Genomic DNA, 19030 nt, shown 5'->3' on the forward strand with positions numbered 1-19030 from the left:
ATGAGTGAAGCTAAAGAAATTTTCGATCCTCTAAATAGAAGTATTAATCAACTTTTTAGAGATAGCGATGCATTTTATAATATGCCTATTTATCAAAGGCCATATGCATGGGATAAGGAGCGTGTTGAACAATTGTGGTATGATGTTCTGGAAGCTTTCAAGAATCATCAAAACAACCCTTCGCAAGATTCAAATTATTTTTTAGGTTCGGTGGTTGTAGTTAAAAAATCAGAGAGCTATGAAGTAGTTGACGGACAACAACGTTTAACAACACTCACTATTTTATTTTGTGTATTAAGAGATTTAAATATAAATCTATCGTCTAAAAATAAAGCAACAATTGAGGCATGTGTAAAAGATGCTATTGAAGACAAAGAAAGGTTGGTATTAACTACACATCTTAATAATCAAGCATTATTTGAAGAATCTATTGTAAGTGGAATTAACTTTAATAAACAGAAGAAAGAACTTACTGAAAATAGATTTCTACAAACCGCTTATTATTTTAGAGATTTAATTAATGAAGTTCAAAAACCTACATCAGAATATTATTTGGACAATATTAATGATTTTATTGAATATTTTCTGAATAAGGTCACACTGATAAGAATTGTTTGTTATGATGAAAGTTTTGCTATAAAATTATTTTCTGTGCTAAATGACAGAGGATTGGATCTAACACCTGCAGATATCATAAAAGCGTATATGTTACAAAATTTGGATGAAACAAAAAGACAAAGTTTCATTGAAGTTTGGAAAAGAATTGAAACAATTGCTGATCTCTCTGGTGAAACAGTTCAAAGTATTTTCAATTTATATTTGTATTATTTAAAAGCAGAAAATCCTCGTAGATCACTTCAAGATGAGTTAAAGGAACAATTCAAAAACAAAAACGCACAACAAACAATTTTAAAAATTGAAGAATATGCAAAGGTTTTATTGAAAATAAATAATGATACAAAGGATAGAGATATTTCTTTGTTGCGATATGTTAATCATACAATTTACTGGAAAACTATTTTAGCTACTGCTTTGCATGAGAATTATTCTGACTTTAATATATTAAAGTCCTTATTAAGAAAGTATTATTACCAAAGCTGGATAGCTGGTGGAACTTTGAATAGAATTAAGCAAACTTCTTTCAAAATTATTAAGAAAATAAAGGAAAATAAACCGATAGAAGAAATTAAAGAACTTATTTCAGACAATTTGAGCAAGTATGAAAATTATACTAACTTTCTAAAAACTGATAATTTGTATTGGGCAAGTTGGCACAAACCACTTCTTCTAGGAATTGAATATTTTCAGACAGATGCGCGCGATTACATACCAATAACACGTGATTTACATACAGAGCATATTTTACCGAAAGAATGGAATAGACCAGAATTGGACTGGAAGGACAAATTTAAGTTAGAGGATGCAGATAAATATCTTAACTCACTTGGGAATTTAACATTGCTTTCTGGAGTTAAAAATATTCAAGCAAGTAACTCAAATTATGATATCAAACAAGTTATTTATAATGGGAAAGGTTATGATGGTAAGACAGCGTTTGAAATAACTAAAAATGTTCTTGAAAATTATAAAGTTTGGAATATTGAAAAACTGAAAGAAAGAGCTCTATGGATGGAAGAGCAAATAACAAAACATTTTTCAATTTAAATAAACCAATATGACAGACGCAACCATTATATCCCGAATTTGGAACCTTGCCAATGTAATGCGTGATGACGGCATTGGCTACGGCGATTATTTGGAACAAATCACCTATTTGCTCTTCCTAAAAATGGTGGAAGAGTTAAACAAACCGCCATACAACCGTGGCATTCAATTGCCCAAATTAAAAGACATCAACGGCGATGAAATACCGGGTGGAGAATCTTGCAATTGGGAAACTTTACGCACTAAAAACGGAGCGGATCTGGAAAGTTATTACAGTCAATTGCTAAGAAGTCTTTCCACAGAAAAAGGAATGTTGGGACAGATTTTCACCAAAAGCCAAAACAAAATACAAGACCCCGCAAAATTGCAAAAGATAGTTTCACTCATCGACAAAGAAAACTGGTCGATGATGGGCGCAGATGTAAAAGGAAAGATTTATGAAGGACTTTTGGAACGAAACGCAGAAGATGTAAAATCTGGAGCAGGACAATATTTCACACCTCGTGCATTGATTAAAACCATGGTGAAATGCATCGATCCCAAACCAATGAAAACCATAGCTGATCCGGCTTGTGGTTCGGGTGGTTTCTTTTTGGCATCCTACGATTATCTCGCCGAACAGAATAAGTTGGATAAAGACGAAAAAAAGTTTCTGAAAGAAAGCACCTTTCACGGCAACGAGATTGTAGCAGGAACCAGAAGAACCTGTTTGATGAATCTTTATTTACATGGTATAGGTGAAATAGACGAAGAACCGCTCATCAAATCTTCGGATGCTTTGGTTGCATCCGAAAGTACAACCTACGATTATGTTTTGGCCAATCCACCCTTTGGAAAGAAAAGTTCCTACACCATCACCAACGAAGAAGGCGAAATAGAAAACAGCGATTTGAATTATAACCGTCAGGATTTTTGGGAAACCACAAGTAACAAACAACTCAACTTCTTGCAACACATTCGCACGATGTTGAAAGTAACAGGAGAAGCCGCTGTTGTTTTACCGGACAACGTTCTCTTTGAAGGCGGCGCAGGAGAAGAAGTAAGAAAACAGTTGTTAAAAACCACCGAGTTGCATACTATTTTGCGATTACCAACAGGGATATTTTATGCGCATGGCGTAAAAGCAAATGTGTTGTTTTTCAACAACAAGCCTGCATCCAAAGATCCTTGGACAAAAGAAGTGTGGATTTACGATTACCGAACCAACATTCACCACACCCTAAAAAAGAAACCACTCACCGAAAGTGATTTGGATGATTTTGTAAAATGTTATAATCCATCCAATATTTACAAACGCAAAGAAACTTGGTCGGACACTGAGCCTGTCGAAGTGTCGAATGGAAGATGGCGGAAATATTCTTATGATGAAATCTTGGCAAGAGATAAAACATCTTTGGATATTTTTTGGTTAAAAGATAACAGTTTGACCGATTTAGATAACCTTCCCGATCCCGATGAATTGGCGGGAGAAATCATAGAAAATATTGAAGCAGCACTGAGTAGTTTTGAAGAAATTAGAAATGGATTGTAATTAAAACCCCATTGGCACAACAACTTTTGGGTAAAAAAGTCGGTGATGCATTTGAAATCAATCAAACCAAACATCAGATTTTAGCGATAAGTTAAATCAATTATAAATTCCCCTGAATGTCCACTTGGATTTTCAGAAGTGCATCATTTGACGGCGCATTTTCCGATATGGATCTTTTGATGATGTATTCTTGCAAATCGGCTGCAGAGGCATCTTCTCCCAAATCTGCTGCACATTGACGGATGAAATTTTGCGTCGCATTTTTGGCCGAATAAATCAATTTCCATGAGTCCGGATTCACATAAATCTGTTGACTTAGATTATGTTCCCATTCGCCTTGGATGGTTTGGATCAAAATCGCTTCATAGTTTTTTGCCGTCGATTGTGGCGAAATCCGGCGGGTCAAACCCGTTGGTTTGATACGTTCGAGGAAAAGTGCCATCCGTTCATAAGCCGCCAAACGTTGTGGAATGATCTGAGAAGTATTGATTTTTCTTACCTCGATTTCCCGGCGTATAGTTTCGCTTTTTAAAAATTTATCGATCAAACCATAGGCAATTACCGCAACCAAAATTCCCGGTAAAAGCGCCATGACCATCGTCCACATCGTATTTGAATCCATTTTTCACAATTAGTTCGGACAAAGATAAAAATCATTTTCAATTGACTTTAAGAATTTCATTTTTCCAATTCATTTTTGGAGCCATTTCCGGCTGTTCGCTTCTATCTTTTTCCGTTTCCTTGGTTTTTCTTGCGCAAAAAAAGTCGTTATCACGCTTTTTCCGCGAGAAAAACACAAGCCTCTGGAAAAAGGATATCCACTACCATCCGGGCTATGAAATAAGTTTTATATTTAAATAGAAGCGCACCCCACCGGGGTGAAATGTTGGTAAAGAAACAACGACTTCTTTGAGAGAATTTTGGCCTATATTTTTGTTTAAAAATTAGGCCAAAATCAAATTCTCAGATCTCATCCATTCAATCCACTTACCAACTAAAATTCCCCAAAATTTAGATTTTTGGTTTGACTCCTCAGCTTTAATTCCTTAATTTTGCCAAAACTTCAAAAACATGCTAGACAATATGAGTCCGAAGGACGCAGTACTCCAAAAAATCAAAGAAAAAGGAGGTTGGGTAAATACACATGCACATTTAGACCGTGCGTATTCCCTTACCAAAGACACTTTTTCCTTTACCAATTCATATTTGAAAGAAAAATGGCATTTGGTAGACGATATGAAAAGAAATTCAACCGTCGATGTTATTTATGCTAGAATGGAACGTGCCATCAACCACTTTTTGGAACAAGGTGCACAAGCCGTCGGAACTTTTATTGATGTAGATGAAGTCATCGAAGACCGCAGCATCATCGCGGCGCAACGATTGAAAGAAAACTACGGAAAAGACATCGAAATTCGTTTTGCTAACCAGGTTTTAAAAGGTGTAATCGATCCAAAAGCCAAACATTGGTTCGATTTGTCTTCAGATTTTGTGGATATCATCGGTGGACTTCCGGCAAAAGATTTTGGTCGTGAAGACGAGCATTTGGACATTTTGTTAAGCACCGCAAAGTCAAAAGGAAAATTGGTTCACGTTCACGTTGACCAATTCAACACGGACGAGGAAAAAGAAACCGAACAATTGGCACGCAAAACCATCGAACACGGAATGCAAGGAAAAGTAACGGCAGTTCATTCCATTTCCGTTGCAGCGCATCCGAAAAAATACCGAATGGAACTGTATGATTTGATCAAAGAAGCCGATATGCACGTGATTTCTTGTCCGACTGCTTGGATCGATCATAACAGAACTGAAAGATTGGCGCCAAGTCATAATTCAATGACACCGGTGGATGAAATGATTCCGGCCGGAATTTGTGTGGCATTTGGAACCGACAACATCAACGATATTTACAAACCATTCTCCGATGGAGATTTATGGACGGAATTGCGCGTGATGTTGGAAGCTTGTCATTATTATGATGTAGAAAAATTGTCCGATATCGCAACCGTAAACGGTTTGAAAGTGCTCGGAATCGAAAAATAAAAAATAGCTAAATAGGAATAGGGTAGAGGCAGATTGATTCTGTCTCTATTTGATTTTAAACAACGATTTATGATCTTAAATGTCAAAAACGAAACTTCCAAATTAGAAGCTGTTGTCCTTGGAATCCCTGATTCTATGGGCAATGAACCGACTTTGGAGGAAACTTACGATTCCAAATCTTATGAAAGCGTAAAATTGAATCAATATCCAAAAGAGTCGGATGTTGCATTTGAAATGGGCGAATTTGAAAAAGTGCTGAAAAAACACAACGTTCAGGTTTTTCGTCCATGGGTTTTGGAAGATTGCAACCAGGTTTTTGCGCGAGATGTAGGAATGGTAATCGACGATAAATTCATCATTGCCAACATCATTCCCGACCGAGCGGACGAACAGGAAGCATACGAACGCATCATCAATTCGATTGCAAAAGAAAAAGTCATCAAAGTTCCCGAAGAAGTACATTTTGAAGGCGGTGACGTGATTTTATGGAACGAATTTCTTTTTGTCGGTTGTTACAAACAATCGGATTATAAAAACTACAAAACCGCTAGAACCAATGCGGAAGCCGTTCAGTTTTTTAAAGAAGAATTTCCAAACAAATGGGTGATCGATATGGAATTGGTGAAAGATGATTTCGATCCGTATGTTGGGATTTTACATTTGGATTGTACGTTTCAGCCGGTTGGACACAACAAAGCAATTCTATACAAGGAAGGTTTCCGAAATCCGATGCATTATGATATTTTGATTTCGCTTTTCGGGCGGGATAATGTATTTGAAGTGACCAAAGAAGAAATGTATTGGATGAATCCCAATGTTTTTTCCATTTCACCTGAAATTGTCGTTTCCGAAAAGCATTTCACGAGATTGAATAACCATATGCGCGAAGTTTGGGGAATGACCGTAGAAGAAATTCCGTATCGGAACGTTTCCCGAATGGGCGGACTTTTGCGATGCTCGACTTTGCCGTTGATTCGAAGTTAGAAATGCGAATCTCGAAATTAGCTGGTACAAAATAGTAATTTACATAATAAAAAATGAATCAAAGTTTCGCATGGCGAACTTCGAACTTCGAAATACGATAAAAAATGAAACAATTCACCAACACCATCTTAATGATCGAACCGATTGATTTCCGATTCAACGAAGAAACTGCGGTCAATAATTATTTTCAAAACCAAACCGAAGAAAAAAACGAAACTGTACAGGAAAAAGCATTGGCGGAATTCAATGCGATGGTAACCAAACTCCGTGAACACGGCGTGAAAGTCATTACCTTAAAAGATACGTTCGAACCGCATACACCGGATTCCATTTTTCCAAACAACTGGATTTCTTTTCACGAAAACGGAATGATTGCGCTCTATCCGATGTTTGCCCAAAATAGGAGAGAAGAAAGGCGAGAAGATGAAGTGTTGGAATTATTGGACAAAAATGGTTTCGAAGCAGAAGAAATAATGGATTATACCGATGCCGAGAATGACGAAATCTTTTTGGAAGGAACAGGAAGTATCATTCTCGACAGAGAAAATAAATTGGCGTATGCCGCGATTTCACCAAGAACGGACGAAGAATTGTTCATCGAATTTTGTGAAGATTTCGAATATACGCCGGTCATTTTTGAAGCGAATCAAACCGTTGGTGACGAACGGATGCCGATTTACCATACCAACGTGATGATGTGCGTTGCGGATCAATATGCCGTGATTTGTTTGGATACGATCGACGATAAATCGGAAAAGAAACAAGTCGTTTCCTCATTAAAAGAATCGGGAAAAGATATCATCGACATCACAGAAGAACAAATGAACCAATTTGCCGGAAATATGTTGCAAGTCGGTGGAATCGGTACTTCGAAATTCTTGGTGATGTCGCAAACGGCTTATGATTCTTTGACCCAAGAACAAATTCAAAAAATCGAAAAATACAATCCGATCATTTCGGTGGATATTTCGACCATTGAAAAATTGGGTGGAGGAAGCGCAAGATGTATGATGGCGGAAGTTTTTTTACCGAAGAATTGATTGGACATTAAATCAAAAAAGAATTCTTAGACGTTCTGCGTCGGGGTTTCTGTTGAAATTGTCATCCCGAACTTGTTTCTGGATTTAAATCTATAAAATATCTTATTTTATAAAAATCCTTCATTATCTTTAGTAGAAATAAAATAAACAGATGAAAAACATCTTTCAGGGAAATACTACTCAAGAATTGATCGATCGTGTTAACCAATTGACGCCGGAAACCAAAGGTCATTGGGGGAAAATGTCTGTGGACCAAATGCTGGCGCATTGCAATGTCGCTTACGATATGACGTTTACCGACAAATATCCCAAACCGGGATTTCTGAAAAAATTTTTATTGAAAACCTTTATAAAACCGGGAACGGTGGGCGAAAATCCCTATCCTAAAAACGGAAGGACCGCACCTCAATTCATCATCAAAGACCGAAGGGATTTTGATTTGGAAAAACAAAAATTGGTGGATTATCTTCAAAAAACCCATAATTTAGGTGCTGAACATTTTGAAGGAATGGAATCGCATTCCTTTGGGAAGTTGAACCAACAGGAATGGAGCAATTTGTTTTACAAACACCTCGATCATCACCTCACTCAATTTGGAGTTTGATTCGCTGAAAATTCTATTGGAAAAATTTCGGCTTGATTTTGGCTCTTTTTAAGTGAATTAAACTTTTACTTTATGGCAAATCTGAAACAAATTGGTATTAAAATACTTAAATGGACAGGGATTGTCGTTTTCAGTCTGTTATTTCTATTGTTCATCATTCCTATTCTTTTTCCCGGGACGATTTCGCAGCAAGTGAAAGTATTTGCCAACAAACATCTTGCAGGAGAATTGGATTATAAAAAAACACATCTCAGCTTTTTTCGCCATTTCCCTTCTTTAACGGTTTCCGTTGATGAATTTTTATTGAAAGGTTCCAAACCATTTGAGAAAGACACTTTGTTGTATGCCGACGAAGTCGCTGTAGGAATCAATTTGAAAAATCTGATTTTTCAAGGCGAAGTCAAAATCGACGAAATTTATGTTCAGGATGCCTTCGCCAACGTGAAAGTCAATACAAAAGGGGAAGCCAATTACAATGTCTACATCGCCAAACCGGAAAAAGATACAACGGAAGAAGGTGCTTCTATCCAATTGGATTTAATCAAATTGCGAAATTGGAAAATCCGTTACGCTGATCGTTCTGCCAAAATTTTGGTAAAAGCAGATGGACTGGATTATACAGGTAAGGGTGGTTTGAGCCAAGATATTTTTGATTTGAAAACCAAATTGCACATTGACAAAATCGATTTTTCATTGGATCGAATTTATTATGCACGGGAAAAAACGGTCGATGCCGATTTGATTACCCGAATCAATACCAACGCACTTTCTTTTGTTTTGCGTAAAAACGAATTGAAAATCAATAAAGTTCCACTGAAATTTGATGGTTTTTTTACCATTTTAAAAGACGGATATAAAGTCGATATCAATGCCGCTTCCCAAAAAACAACTTTAAAAGATATGTTTTCTGTTTTGCCGCCTCAATTTATGGAATGGGCAAATGATACGAGAATTGAAGGGAACAGCGATTTGTTTTTTAGTTTAAAAGGTCGGTTCAGCGAACAACAAAAACAAAAACCCGATTTTAAGGCGCGACTTTTTGTCAACGATGGATTTATTTCTGCCAGTCAAGCGCCGGTTCCCATGAAAAAGTTGCACATGGATTTGAACATCGATTTGCCATCTTTGGATACCGAACAATTGGGAATTGATTTAAAACATTTGAATTTTGATTTGGGGGATAAAGATAAATTTTATGCGAAAGTCAAAACCAAAGGCATGAAGGAAATGCAAGTGAATGCTGACGTGAAAGGTGTTTTGGATTTGCAATTATTGGATCAAGCCATCGGATTAAAAGATATCGACATGAAAGGTTTGGTCCATACAAACATCCAGTCCGATGGTATTTTTAGTTTGGAGAAAAAATTATTTCCCAAAACAGATGGTTCTTTTGTATTGAAAAACGGGCATTTAAAAACTTCGTATTATCCCAATCCGATTGAAAAAATCAACATTACTGCCAATGTCCACAATACGGACGGGACTTTTAAAAGTTTGGGCGTGAAGTTGGATCCTTTTCAATTTGATTTTGAAGGAAATCCGGTGTTTATGAATGCCGATTTACAGGATTTCGAAGATTTATTGTACAAAGTCAGAGCAAAAGGAACGCTGAACGTAGGCCGAATTTACCAAGTTTTTGCACAAGAAGGTTTTGATGTAAGCGGTTTGATTATGGCCGATTTGTCATTAAATGGTCGTCAGAGTTATGCGACTTCAGGGCAATACAGTAAATTGGACAACAAAGGAACTTTGATCTTAAAAAATATCAAAGCCACGACGGAATATCTGCCGAAATCCTTTTTTATCAAAGAAGGGAATTTCCGGTTTGAAAATGAAAAAATGTGGTTTGATAAATTCAATTCAACTTATGGTAAATCGGATTTTGCGTTGAACGGATATTTGATCAATACGATCAATTATTTCATAGAACGAAAAGGAACGTTGCATGGAACTTTTGATTTGAAATCGAATTATGTCCTCGTGGACGAATTTATGGCGCTGGAAGAAGGCGATAACAAGGATCAATCGCTCGAAGTCGAATACGCAAAAGAAGACAACCCAAAAAGTTCCGGTGTGGTCATCATGCCCAAAAATCTCGATGTTGCCTTAAACACGAATTTCCTGAAAACGGAATTCAAAGGTTTGACAATCAATAATTTAATTGGGCAAGCTTCCTTAAAAGAAGGCCAAGCGTTTCTGAAAAATACGACTTTTGATATCATCGGCAGTAAAATGGCGATTGACGCTCGCTATAAGGACGAATCGCCTACTACTGCCAATTTTGATGTGGGATTGAAAGTAGAGAATTTTGATGTACAGCGTGCTTACAAAGAAATCGACATGGTGCGCGAAATGGCGACTGCCGCAAAAGATGCCCATGGAATCGTGGCCATTGATTATAAATTAAAAGGTGATTTTGATGAAAATATGCGACCGATTTATCCTTCGTTGGAAGGGGGAGGAGTGGTGAATTTGAAAAATGTTCAAGTTAAAAACCTAAAAATGTTTGCCGTAATAGGCAAAGAAACCGGAACGGAACAATTCAATAATCCCGATATGAAGGGCGTGGACATCGAAACCCATATCGATAATAATCTGATACATGTCGATAAATTTACCTTTAAAGTTTCGGTTTTAAGACCATCTATTAAAGGAACGACGAGCTTTAACGGTTTGTTGGATTTGCGGGTGAGAGTAGGTTTGCCACCGGGGGGATGGATAGGTTTCCCGATCGTGGTGACCGGAACACATGATAAACCTAAAATCAAAATTTTCAGTAAAACCGGTCAAGAAATCAGGGAAGCCGTTTACAACGAAAAGACAAACACTGTAATCGACGAAGAAAAACCTACGAAGAAAAAGAAGGAAAAAGAAAAGAAATAATGGTATTCTAATTGAATTTATCGATTTCTAATCCGAAAAATCACGCGATAGGACGGGATTATTTTGGGAGTAGATCCACATACCAAAATCCGTATTGTTCAAACTCAGAGCTTTTTTGATCTTCCGTAGATTTGGGTTTAGGAAAGGTTTTGTATACGGTTTCACCAAAATAAAATTGGATTGGAAAATTAAAAATCGGACCGTCAAAACAAAACGTATGAAATTCACCATTTTCACCACATACATCCACTCTTTTGGGTAAGTTTTGGACGAATTTTTTATCGATGATTTGACCCACAAAACTTTTATTCAAATGACTTTCATTCACTGTTGTGACGATGGTTTTGAATCCTAATTCTAAAAATTCAGTTATCAATTCATTCGTAGAAATATTCCAAAGCGGAAAAACGCCTTTCATTCCTATTTCAGCTAACTTTTCTTCGCGGTATTTCCGTAAATCTTCCAAAAAGATATCGCCAAAGATCGAAAACTCAACGCCTTCTTTTTTGAATTGAAGCAGTTGTTCTTCCATGATAGAATTGTATGTTTCCATGGATGGGGATTCCGGTAAATAGATTTTCACCAATGGAATTCCTATGCTCTCGGCTTGTTTTTCGAGCAATTCTTCCCGGATTCCATGCATGGAAATTCGACAGAATTTTTCGTTGACGGTAGTTACGAGCGCCAGAATTTCATATTCGTTTTCAGTCAAAACTTTGTGTAAAGCCAATGCTGAATCTTTTCCTGAGCTCCAATTGAAAATCGCTTTTTTCTTCAAATCCAATGGATTATAAAGTTTCCTTCAACCATTTGTAGAATTCCGTATGCCAAATCACCGAATTCTGTGGATTCAATACCCAATGGTTTTCTTTCGGAAAATACAGTAATCGTGATTTCAAACCATGCAATTGCGCGGCTTGATAGGCTTCCAAACCTTGTCCGATTGGAACTCGATAATCTTTTCCACCCTGGATAATCAAAATAGGCGTATCCCATTTGGAAACCAAATTACTTGGATCAAATTCGGTATAGGTTTTTACAGCTTCTTTGTTTTTGTCCCAATACGCTCCACCCGCATCCCAATTTGTAAACCAAAGTTCTTCTGTGGTTCCATACATGGATTTTAAATTGAAAACCCCGTCATGGGCGATAAAAGATTTGAAACGTTTGTCGTGAATTCCGGCAAGGTAAAATACGGAATAACCGCCGTAACTCGCTCCCACAGCGCCTAAACGATCTTTGTCTACATAAGATTCTTTTGCAATATTATCAATCGCTGCCAAATAATCATCCATCACTTGACCTCCCCAATCTTTGGAGATGGCTTCGTTCCATTCGACTCCATGACCGGGCATTCCGCGACGGTTGGGTGCGATCACTATGTAACCGTTTGCAGCCATTAATTGGAAATTCCATCGGTACGAATAAAACTGCGTCAATGCCGATTGAGGTCCTCCTTGACAATACAATAAAGTAGGATATTTTTTCTTCGGATCAAAATCCGGTGGATAAATCACCCAAGCTACCATGTCTTTATTGTCGGTTGTTTTGACGATGCGTTTTTCAACTTTGCTCAATTTGATTTGGTCATAAATCGGTTGGTTGACGTTGGTCAATTGATTCATTTTTCCATTTTTCAAATTCACCGAATAAATTTCGGCGGCATGGTTCATATCCGTTCGGGTCACGATGAATTCATCTCCAACTTGTCCCACTAATCCGGCAATATCAAATTGACCATCGGTTATTTGTTTGATTTCCAATGGTTTTTTACTGTTATTGGCCGGAATGTACTCCACTGAAAAAAGTTGAACGGTTCCACCAATTGGCGCATTGAAATAGATTTTTCTACCGATTTTGTCCCATTTGAAACTACTTACCGTTCCGTCCCAATGCTGGGTCAAATTGGTTTTTAATCCATTGAAAAACACGATGATATCATTTTTATCGGCTTCATATCCATCTCTAGCCATGCTCAAAAATGCCAAAGCGCCTTCTTTTGAAAATTCGGGATGTGTGTCATAACCCATCATTCCTTCCGTCAAGTTTTTTGTTGTTCCAGATGCAATATCGTATTCGTAAAGATCCGTATTGGTGCTTTGCGCATATTCTTTTCCTTGTAATTTTTTAGCGACATAGACGATTTTCGTTCCCTCGTTGTTCCAAGTATAATCATCCTCTCCTCCAAACGGCATCTGCGGACTATGAAAAGGTTCGTCTTTCAGCAAGTCAATTCCGTCGACTTCCGTATCCTGATTCATTTTTAAAATCAAATGATTAAAAGTCCCATCGTTCCAATTGTCCCAATGTCTATAATACAAATCGTTGTAAACATAGACATCAGATTCTTTCAAATTGGGATAGAGGTCTTTTCCCATGATCTTTTCAACTTTCACTTTTTCGATTTCAATTTTTCGCGTTTTGTCAGGTGAAATAGATTTATCAAGAATCAAATCGGAATAATCCTGAATTTCAATTGGAGTTCCACCCGAAACCGGAATGGCGTATTTTTTGGTGGTCTTTATCCCTTCTTCCACTTGGTATTCGGTTACGGAATAGTAAATGGTTTTTCCATCTTTAGAAATTCCGGCAGGAGAAACCCTTTTTAATTTCCATAAAAGTTCTGGCGTCATATGATTTTGTGCGATTGTTGAAACAGAAAGACCTAAGCAAATGCTGAAGAAAATGAAGAATCGATTCATAAAATTTTAAATTGAAGTCCAAATATAGAAATTCCAAACAATTTTAAAATTAGAATTAAAATTATCCATTTCATCCTAAATGTATTTTTATCAGTGATTTATGTTATTAATTCAATTTAATTCAAAGAATTTATGATTATTTAACTTTTTTTCTTGCAAAACCGTATTATTTTTGCAAAAGGTGAATTCACAGTTTAAGAAATACAGTATTTATTTATTGATGAGCTTGTTTATGCTGAGCATGGGGACAAGTTTCACGGTCAATTTACAGTATGGTGAAAACAATATGTACAACGAGATTGAACATAGTGACTGCAACAACAATACACTGAACGAAATCAAAGAAAACTTCAAAAAGGTTTGTGAGAGAATTCCTCAATTTGAATTTGAAAGCAATCCGATTGCCAAAAAAATGTTTGTAAACCGAAATGAAAATTTGAATTGTCAGTTTACATTGCGTTTTGACACACCACCTCCTGAATTTGTTGGATAATTTTCTATAGGACTTTGTTTAAAGTCTCTTAAATCAATTATTTAACAAATAATCAAATATTTTTATGCAATTAATAAAGAACTGGAAGAAGGATCTTCCTGCCAGTTTGGTCGTATTTTTTGTGGCTTTACCACTGTGTTTAGGGATCGCATTAGCGAGTGGTGCGCCATTATTCTCCGGACTAATTGCCGGAATCATAGGAGGAATCGTGGTCGGAGCAATTTCCAAATCTCCGATCGGCGTTTCAGGTCCTGCTGCGGGTTTGACCGCTATCGTTTTGACCGCCATTACAGATTTAGGTGGTTACGAAATCTTTTTGGTAGCCGTCGTTTTGGCCGGTGTCCTCCAAATCATCATGGGAATTTTAAAAGCCGGAGTCATCGGGTACTATTTCCCGTCATCGGTCATCAAAGGAATGCTTTGTGCGATTGGGATCATCATCTTTTTTAAACAAATTCCATTGGCGCTGGGAATGACCGGAGAAATGGAATCTGACCGATTTTCCATTGGGGAATTTCATGAAAGCATTTCCTATAGTGTCATTTTAATTTCGATTGTTTCACTTGGTATTTTATTGCTTTGGGACAATGTTTTGGCCAAAAAGAACAATTTTTTCAAATTGGTTCCCGGGCCTTTGGTTGCCGTTGTTGTGGGAATTATCATTTATGTCGTCTTTGGGAATTCAGGACAATTGGAATTGACCCAATCTCAATTGGTTAATGTTCCGATTCCGACCGATTTTGACTCTTTTATTTCCAATTTCACATTGCCTGATTTTTCTGGTTTGACCAATAAAGCCGTCTATGTTACAGCATTGACAATTGCGATCGTGGCGAGTTTGGAAACTTTACTATGTGTGGAAGCGACCGATAAGCTTGATCCTTTGAAACGCCAAACGCCTACGAGTTTTGAGTTGATCGCGCAAGGTGTGGGGAATTCACTTTCCGGATTGATTGGAGGATTGCCATTGACACAAGTTATCGTCAGAAGTTCTGCCAATGTCATGAGCGGTGGTGTGAGTAAATTATCTACCATTTTACACGGTGCACTTTTGTTGTTAAGCGTGATTTTGATTCCCCGAATTTTGAATCTAATTCCACTTGCGGTATTGGCGAGTGTCCTGTTAATCATCGGATATAAATTGGCCAATCCAAAACGATTTGTGGAAATGTGGAAATTGGGGAAAGAACAATTCGTGCCTTTTATCGTCACGGTTGTTGCCATCGTGGTTTTTGATTTGTTGGTCGGAATTATCGCAGGTTTGGTAGTAGGAATCATCGTTTTATTGTTGAAATCCTATACCAATTCGCATCAGATGTTGATCAAAGAATACATGGGCGAAAAAAACCTTTACCACATGAATTTGGCGGAGGAAGTAACTTTTGTCAACCGTGGTTCTATCGTCAAAGAATTGGATGGATTGCCAAATAATTCTTATTTGGAATTGGATTTCAGAAGAAATCGAATTCTCGATTATGACATCTTGGAATATTTAGATGAATTCTCCGTCAAAGCGAAAAACAACAACATCAACATCAAATTGATTTCTGAAAAAGGAACGATTGACAATCCAAATAGTTTCAGGGAATTTTTCGGACATAAAATTTTCAAAATGGGACATTGATCCCCAAAATTAATTTTTAAAAAATAATAGAATGAGCAAAGAATTTTATAGCCAGTTACTGGAGAACAATAAAAAATGGGTGGAAAACAAATTGGATTTAGATCCTGATTTTTTCAAAAGATTGGCCAATGGCCAAGAACCACCACTTTTGTGGATCGGTTGTGCAGACAGCCGTGTTCCGGCAAATGAAATCATCGGTGCGCAGCCGGGAGAAGTTTTTGTGCACCGCAACATTGCCAATATGGTCGTACACTCGGACATGAACATGTTGAGTGTGTTGGATTATGCGGTAAATGCATTAAAAGTGAAACACGTGATCGTTTGTGGACATTATGGTTGTGGAGGAGTGAAAGCTGCGATGAGCAACCAATCATTTGGTTTGGTGGACAATTGGATTCGCCATATAAAAACGATTTATCGTTTGCACAAAAAAGAATTGGATGCCATAGAAGATGAAAACCAAAGATTTGACACATTTGTAGAAATCAATGTTCAGGAACAGGTTTCGGATTTAGCCAAAACTTCCATTGTACAAAAAGCCTGGGAAAACGGACAGGAATTGCATCTGCATGGTTGGGTATATGGCGTAGGTTCTGGTGTGGTGAAAGATTTGAATTTTAACGTGAGTTCAAATGCGGAAATGGACGAAGTCTACCAGTTGAATTTTTAAAATTTCCTCAATTTTAATCATGGAAGCCGTCTCAAGTATCGAGGCGGCTTTTTTTATTTCTGTTCAATTGCCTTTATTTGCAAAATGTATTCAAAAGAAGAAGCTTTTCAAATCCGCAAAAAATTCTGGATCTCCTTTGGCCAGTACATGAAATTACAATCTTCAGCAAGCGGGTTGGAAGTGAATTGGATCAACTATAAAACCGGAATCAAGGGACTTCAATTGAAAACCGATGTAGACAACAAATCGGCGAGAATCGCCATCGAAATCAATCATCCGGACCGTGAAATTCAGGAATTGATGATGGATCAATTTGAAGAATTTCAAGCATTATTTGAATCGGAATTGGGAGCAGATTGGACTTGGTACAGATCTTATTTTGAATTGTCCGGAAAGCATATTTCCAAGATCGAATTGCGACTGGAAAACGTCAGTATTTTTAAAGAAGAAGATTGGCCTGCGATCATTAGTTTTCTGAAAAACAATCTGTTAAGTTGGGATTCTTTTTGGGAAGATGTGAAAGATTCATTTGAGATTTTTAAATAAAATTATTAATTTGTTAAAGAATTAAGTTTGTGAAAATTACCCAAAAGCCATTATTTTGCACACCTTTAAATAAAATGATGAATGCATAAACCTATACTCAACCTTTGTTTCATTTTTCTTTCAATTTTAAATTTTGGACAGAACATTTGCGATATCGAAATCAATCCGGTTTGTTCCTCTGAAACCATTGATGTTCAAGCTCCTAATTCAGGGTTTAATGGACAAATTGAAACTTGTAATGGAGAATTTTATGATCAAGAAAACGTGGTTTGGTACCATGTCAGGGTTTTGACAGGTAGTACTTTTACTTTTCAGATTGAAATACAACCAAATGAGGACTATGATTTTGCTGTTTGGTTAAATCCTGATTGTGAAAATCTAGGGCCTGCGACTCGTGCAACTTTTATCCATGAACCAAATTTTGGAATCACACAGACAGGTCTTATGCTAAATGAGGAAGATGAATGTGAAGGTTTAGGGAATGATGCTTATAATACTCCAGGAATGGTAAAACATTTAGATGTACAACCGGGCGATGATATTTATATTATGATATATCGACCCGTGCATTGGGATCCTAACGTACCGGAATATGGCGATTTTAGTGTGGTTTTTGATGGAACAGGTGGAGATGCTGTGTTAGACTGTGCTATCATCGGTAATTTGTACAATAAATGTGATGTAAATGGAGATGCCCATGAAGATTTTTTTTCAACTGATTTTTTACCGGATTTAGTAGATGATTATCCCGGTTATTTTTTTGAGTTTTACAATAATTTTGATGATGCTTTTGAAGGCAATTCCAGTTCTGAAGTTTCTTTTCCGGTTAATGTGAGCATTGAAAATTCACCTCAAATAATTTATGCAAGAGTTGAAAATTCAACTGGTGATTTTTATAGAGCAATTCAAATCTTATTGCAAACCATAGAAGTCCCGGTTTTAAATCCAATTTCTCAAATAGGAATTTGCGATGAAAATTTTGACGGAATTTATCAATTTAATTTGACCGATTTAAATGCCAATTTAAATGCTGATCCAAATGATTTGACTTTTGCTTATTATTTGAGTCAAAATGATGCCTTAAATGATCAAAACCCTATCCCGCAAACCCAATGTAATGATTACCAGATGAATGCATTGCCAGAGACCATTTGGGTAGTGGCAACAACAATTGACGAGTGTCGTTCAGTTCCTGTAAGTGTATTATTTGAACCAGGAACGGATATCCCAACTTTAGATACCGTAATTGGACCAATTTATTATTGTGAAGATGATGTAATCAATCTGCATGATTATGAAAGTCAAATTTCCACAGAAGCTGTCACATTTACCTTCCACTTAACATTATCAGATGCAGAAAATGGACTAAATCCAATTGCCAATACAACCGAATTTGAACCGCAAGGAAATTCATCCGTATTTGTACGACTGGAGCAGGATGGAAGATGTCCGGTTATCGCCGAAATTCAATTTGAATTATTGCCCACTCCAAGCATTGAAGTCAATCAAACATCTTACGAATTATGTCCTGGAGATGAATTTGAAGCCATAGCCTCCAGTGATGATCCAAATGCTACCTTTATTTGGTATATAGGGGAGAATGAAGTTGGAACAGGAGATACGATCATCATTACAGAAATCGGAACTTATACGGTCATCGTTACAGGTGAAAATGGATGTACAAACGAAACGACGATTACGGTTTCGACGCCACCAACTCCAGTGATTACGGGAATTGAAATAGGACCGGATTATTTTATCGTTTCGGCTTCATCAGGTGATGGAAGCGGAAATTTAGAATATTCACTCGACGCGGTTTTATGGCAGAGTTCACCTCAATTTAGCAATTTAATTCCAGGTGAAATTTATACGGTCCATGTCCGCGAAGATGGTTGTATGAAGGATAGTTATGATGTAAGCATTTTGGCCATAAGCAATTTTGTTTCACCAAATGGCGATGGAAAAAATGATACTTGGGAAATTCGAGGAATTGCTGTTACGCCACAAGCGACGATTAAACTTTTTGACCGATACGGGAAAATATTTGTCGATACTAATTTCGAAGGAAATTATCTCTGGAACGGTAAATATTTAGGAAACCCGGTTCCATCGGGAGATTATTGGTATATTTTGCAAGTTCCGTCTGATGGTATTATACTCGAACAAAAATTTGTAGGGCATATAAGTGTTCGGAATTAAGGAATTACGGAATTGAAATGGAGCGAAATACGAAGTATTGAAA

At 37.0% G+C, this 19030-nt stretch carries 16 protein-coding genes; 13 read left to right on the plus strand and 3 right to left on the minus strand.

Annotation, left to right across the window (positions count from 1 at the left end):
* The 3 genes from HU137_RS10270 to HU137_RS13135 are packed head-to-tail and all read left to right on the plus strand — an operon-like array spanning position 1 to position 3291.
* Positions 1–1665 carry a DUF262 domain-containing protein gene (locus HU137_RS10270; RefSeq protein ID WP_182043761.1) on the plus strand — a complete coding sequence of 555 codons (1665 nt, stop codon included), beginning with the start codon at positions 1–3 and terminating at the stop codon, positions 1663–1665.
* Between the two features lie 10 nt (positions 1666–1675).
* The gene (locus HU137_RS10275) at positions 1676–3196 is read left to right on the plus strand and encodes a class I SAM-dependent DNA methyltransferase (RefSeq protein ID WP_182043762.1); all 1521 of its coding nucleotides are present in this window, start codon (positions 1676–1678) and stop codon (positions 3194–3196) included.
* A 26-nt stretch (positions 3197–3222) separates the two neighbouring features.
* Positions 3223–3291 (plus strand): hypothetical protein, encoded by a 69-nt coding sequence (locus HU137_RS13135; protein WP_394367613.1) that lies wholly within the window; start codon positions 3223–3225, stop codon positions 3289–3291.
* 5 nt (positions 3292–3296) lie between these two features.
* On the opposite strand, the gene HU137_RS10285 is transcribed toward HU137_RS13135, so the two are convergent.
* Positions 3297–3818 carry a DUF7935 family protein gene (locus tag HU137_RS10285; protein WP_182043763.1) on the minus strand — a complete coding sequence of 174 codons (522 nt, stop codon included), beginning with the start codon at positions 3816–3818 and terminating at the stop codon, positions 3297–3299.
* A gap of 449 nt (positions 3819–4267) precedes the next feature.
* Between HU137_RS10285 and HU137_RS10290 the strand changes: the two genes are divergently transcribed.
* From HU137_RS10290 to HU137_RS10310, 5 genes are all read left to right on the plus strand, one after another.
* Complete coding sequence (locus tag HU137_RS10290) at positions 4268–5242, plus strand: amidohydrolase family protein (RefSeq protein WP_394367611.1); 975 nt, start codon at positions 4268–4270, stop codon at positions 5240–5242.
* Positions 5243–5311: 69 nt separating this feature from the next.
* On the plus strand, positions 5312–6226 hold the full coding sequence (locus tag HU137_RS10295; protein WP_182043765.1) for a dimethylarginine dimethylaminohydrolase family protein: 915 nt from the start codon (positions 5312–5314) through the stop codon (positions 6224–6226).
* A gap of 104 nt (positions 6227–6330) precedes the next feature.
* The gene (ctlX, locus tag HU137_RS10300) at positions 6331–7266 is read left to right on the plus strand and encodes a citrulline utilization hydrolase CtlX (protein ID WP_182043766.1); all 936 of its coding nucleotides are present in this window, start codon (positions 6331–6333) and stop codon (positions 7264–7266) included.
* A 151-nt stretch (positions 7267–7417) separates the two neighbouring features.
* Complete coding sequence (locus HU137_RS10305; RefSeq protein ID WP_182043767.1) at positions 7418–7870, plus strand: DUF1569 domain-containing protein; 453 nt, start codon at positions 7418–7420, stop codon at positions 7868–7870.
* Between the two features lie 72 nt (positions 7871–7942).
* Complete coding sequence (locus HU137_RS10310; protein WP_182043768.1) at positions 7943–10753, plus strand: AsmA-like C-terminal region-containing protein; 2811 nt, start codon at positions 7943–7945, stop codon at positions 10751–10753.
* A 58-nt stretch (positions 10754–10811) separates the two neighbouring features.
* Here the strand turns inward: HU137_RS10310 and HU137_RS10315 are convergent, their stop codons facing one another.
* Both HU137_RS10315 and HU137_RS10320 read right to left on the minus strand, forming a co-directional pair.
* Positions 10812–11531, minus strand: coding sequence for a Dph6-related ATP pyrophosphatase (locus tag HU137_RS10315; RefSeq protein ID WP_182043769.1), 720 nt, complete (start codon positions 11529–11531; stop codon positions 10812–10814).
* 10 nt (positions 11532–11541) lie between these two features.
* Positions 11542–13455, minus strand: coding sequence for a S9 family peptidase (locus tag HU137_RS10320; protein WP_182043770.1), 1914 nt, complete (start codon positions 13453–13455; stop codon positions 11542–11544).
* A 181-nt stretch (positions 13456–13636) separates the two neighbouring features.
* Between HU137_RS10320 and HU137_RS10325 the strand changes: the two genes are divergently transcribed.
* The 5 genes from HU137_RS10325 (at position 13637) to HU137_RS10345 (ending at position 18987) form a co-directional block, all read left to right on the plus strand.
* Positions 13637–13948 (plus strand): hypothetical protein, encoded by a 312-nt coding sequence (locus tag HU137_RS10325; RefSeq protein ID WP_182043771.1) that lies wholly within the window; start codon positions 13637–13639, stop codon positions 13946–13948.
* 64 nt (positions 13949–14012) lie between these two features.
* Positions 14013–15572 (plus strand): SulP family inorganic anion transporter, encoded by a 1560-nt coding sequence (locus HU137_RS10330; RefSeq protein ID WP_182043772.1) that lies wholly within the window; start codon positions 14013–14015, stop codon positions 15570–15572.
* Between the two features lie 31 nt (positions 15573–15603).
* Complete coding sequence (gene can / locus HU137_RS10335) at positions 15604–16242, plus strand: carbonate dehydratase (RefSeq protein ID WP_182043773.1); 639 nt, start codon at positions 15604–15606, stop codon at positions 16240–16242.
* 84 nt (positions 16243–16326) lie between these two features.
* Complete coding sequence (locus tag HU137_RS10340) at positions 16327–16788, plus strand: DUF4268 domain-containing protein (RefSeq protein WP_182043774.1); 462 nt, start codon at positions 16327–16329, stop codon at positions 16786–16788.
* An 81-nt stretch (positions 16789–16869) separates the two neighbouring features.
* Positions 16870–18987, plus strand: coding sequence for a T9SS type B sorting domain-containing protein (locus HU137_RS10345; protein WP_182043775.1), 2118 nt, complete (start codon positions 16870–16872; stop codon positions 18985–18987).
* The last annotated feature ends 43 nt before the right edge of the window (positions 18988–19030 follow it).

The organism is Moheibacter lacus (genome assembly GCF_014042165.1).
Classification (GTDB): domain Bacteria; phylum Bacteroidota; class Bacteroidia; order Flavobacteriales; family Weeksellaceae; genus Moheibacter; species Moheibacter lacus.

What these genes read in the sequence shown, in the direction of transcription:
- HU137_RS10270 (WP_182043761.1), top strand. Translation starts at nt 1, where the DNA reads ATGAGTGAAGCTAAAGAAATTTTCGATCCTCTAAATAGAAGTATTAAT.
- HU137_RS10275 (WP_182043762.1), top strand. Translation starts at nt 1,676, where the DNA reads ATGACAGACGCAACCATTATATCCCGAATTTGGAACCTTGCCAATGTA.
- HU137_RS10285 (WP_182043763.1), bottom strand. Translation starts at nt 3,818, where the DNA reads ATGGATTCAAATACGATGTGGACGATGGTCATGGCGCTTTTACCGGGA.
- HU137_RS10290 (WP_394367611.1), top strand. Translation starts at nt 4,268, where the DNA reads ATGCTAGACAATATGAGTCCGAAGGACGCAGTACTCCAAAAAATCAAA.
- HU137_RS10295 (WP_182043765.1), top strand. Translation starts at nt 5,312, where the DNA reads ATGATCTTAAATGTCAAAAACGAAACTTCCAAATTAGAAGCTGTTGTC.
- ctlX (WP_182043766.1), top strand. Translation starts at nt 6,331, where the DNA reads ATGAAACAATTCACCAACACCATCTTAATGATCGAACCGATTGATTTC.
- HU137_RS10305 (WP_182043767.1), top strand. Translation starts at nt 7,418, where the DNA reads ATGAAAAACATCTTTCAGGGAAATACTACTCAAGAATTGATCGATCGT.
- HU137_RS10310 (WP_182043768.1), top strand. Translation starts at nt 7,943, where the DNA reads ATGGCAAATCTGAAACAAATTGGTATTAAAATACTTAAATGGACAGGG.
- HU137_RS10320 (WP_182043770.1), bottom strand. Translation starts at nt 13,455, where the DNA reads ATGAATCGATTCTTCATTTTCTTCAGCATTTGCTTAGGTCTTTCTGTT.
- HU137_RS10330 (WP_182043772.1), top strand. Translation starts at nt 14,013, where the DNA reads ATGCAATTAATAAAGAACTGGAAGAAGGATCTTCCTGCCAGTTTGGTC.
- can (WP_182043773.1), top strand. Translation starts at nt 15,604, where the DNA reads ATGAGCAAAGAATTTTATAGCCAGTTACTGGAGAACAATAAAAAATGG.
- HU137_RS10340 (WP_182043774.1), top strand. Translation starts at nt 16,327, where the DNA reads ATGTATTCAAAAGAAGAAGCTTTTCAAATCCGCAAAAAATTCTGGATC.
- HU137_RS10345 (WP_182043775.1), top strand. Translation starts at nt 16,870, where the DNA reads ATGCATAAACCTATACTCAACCTTTGTTTCATTTTTCTTTCAATTTTA.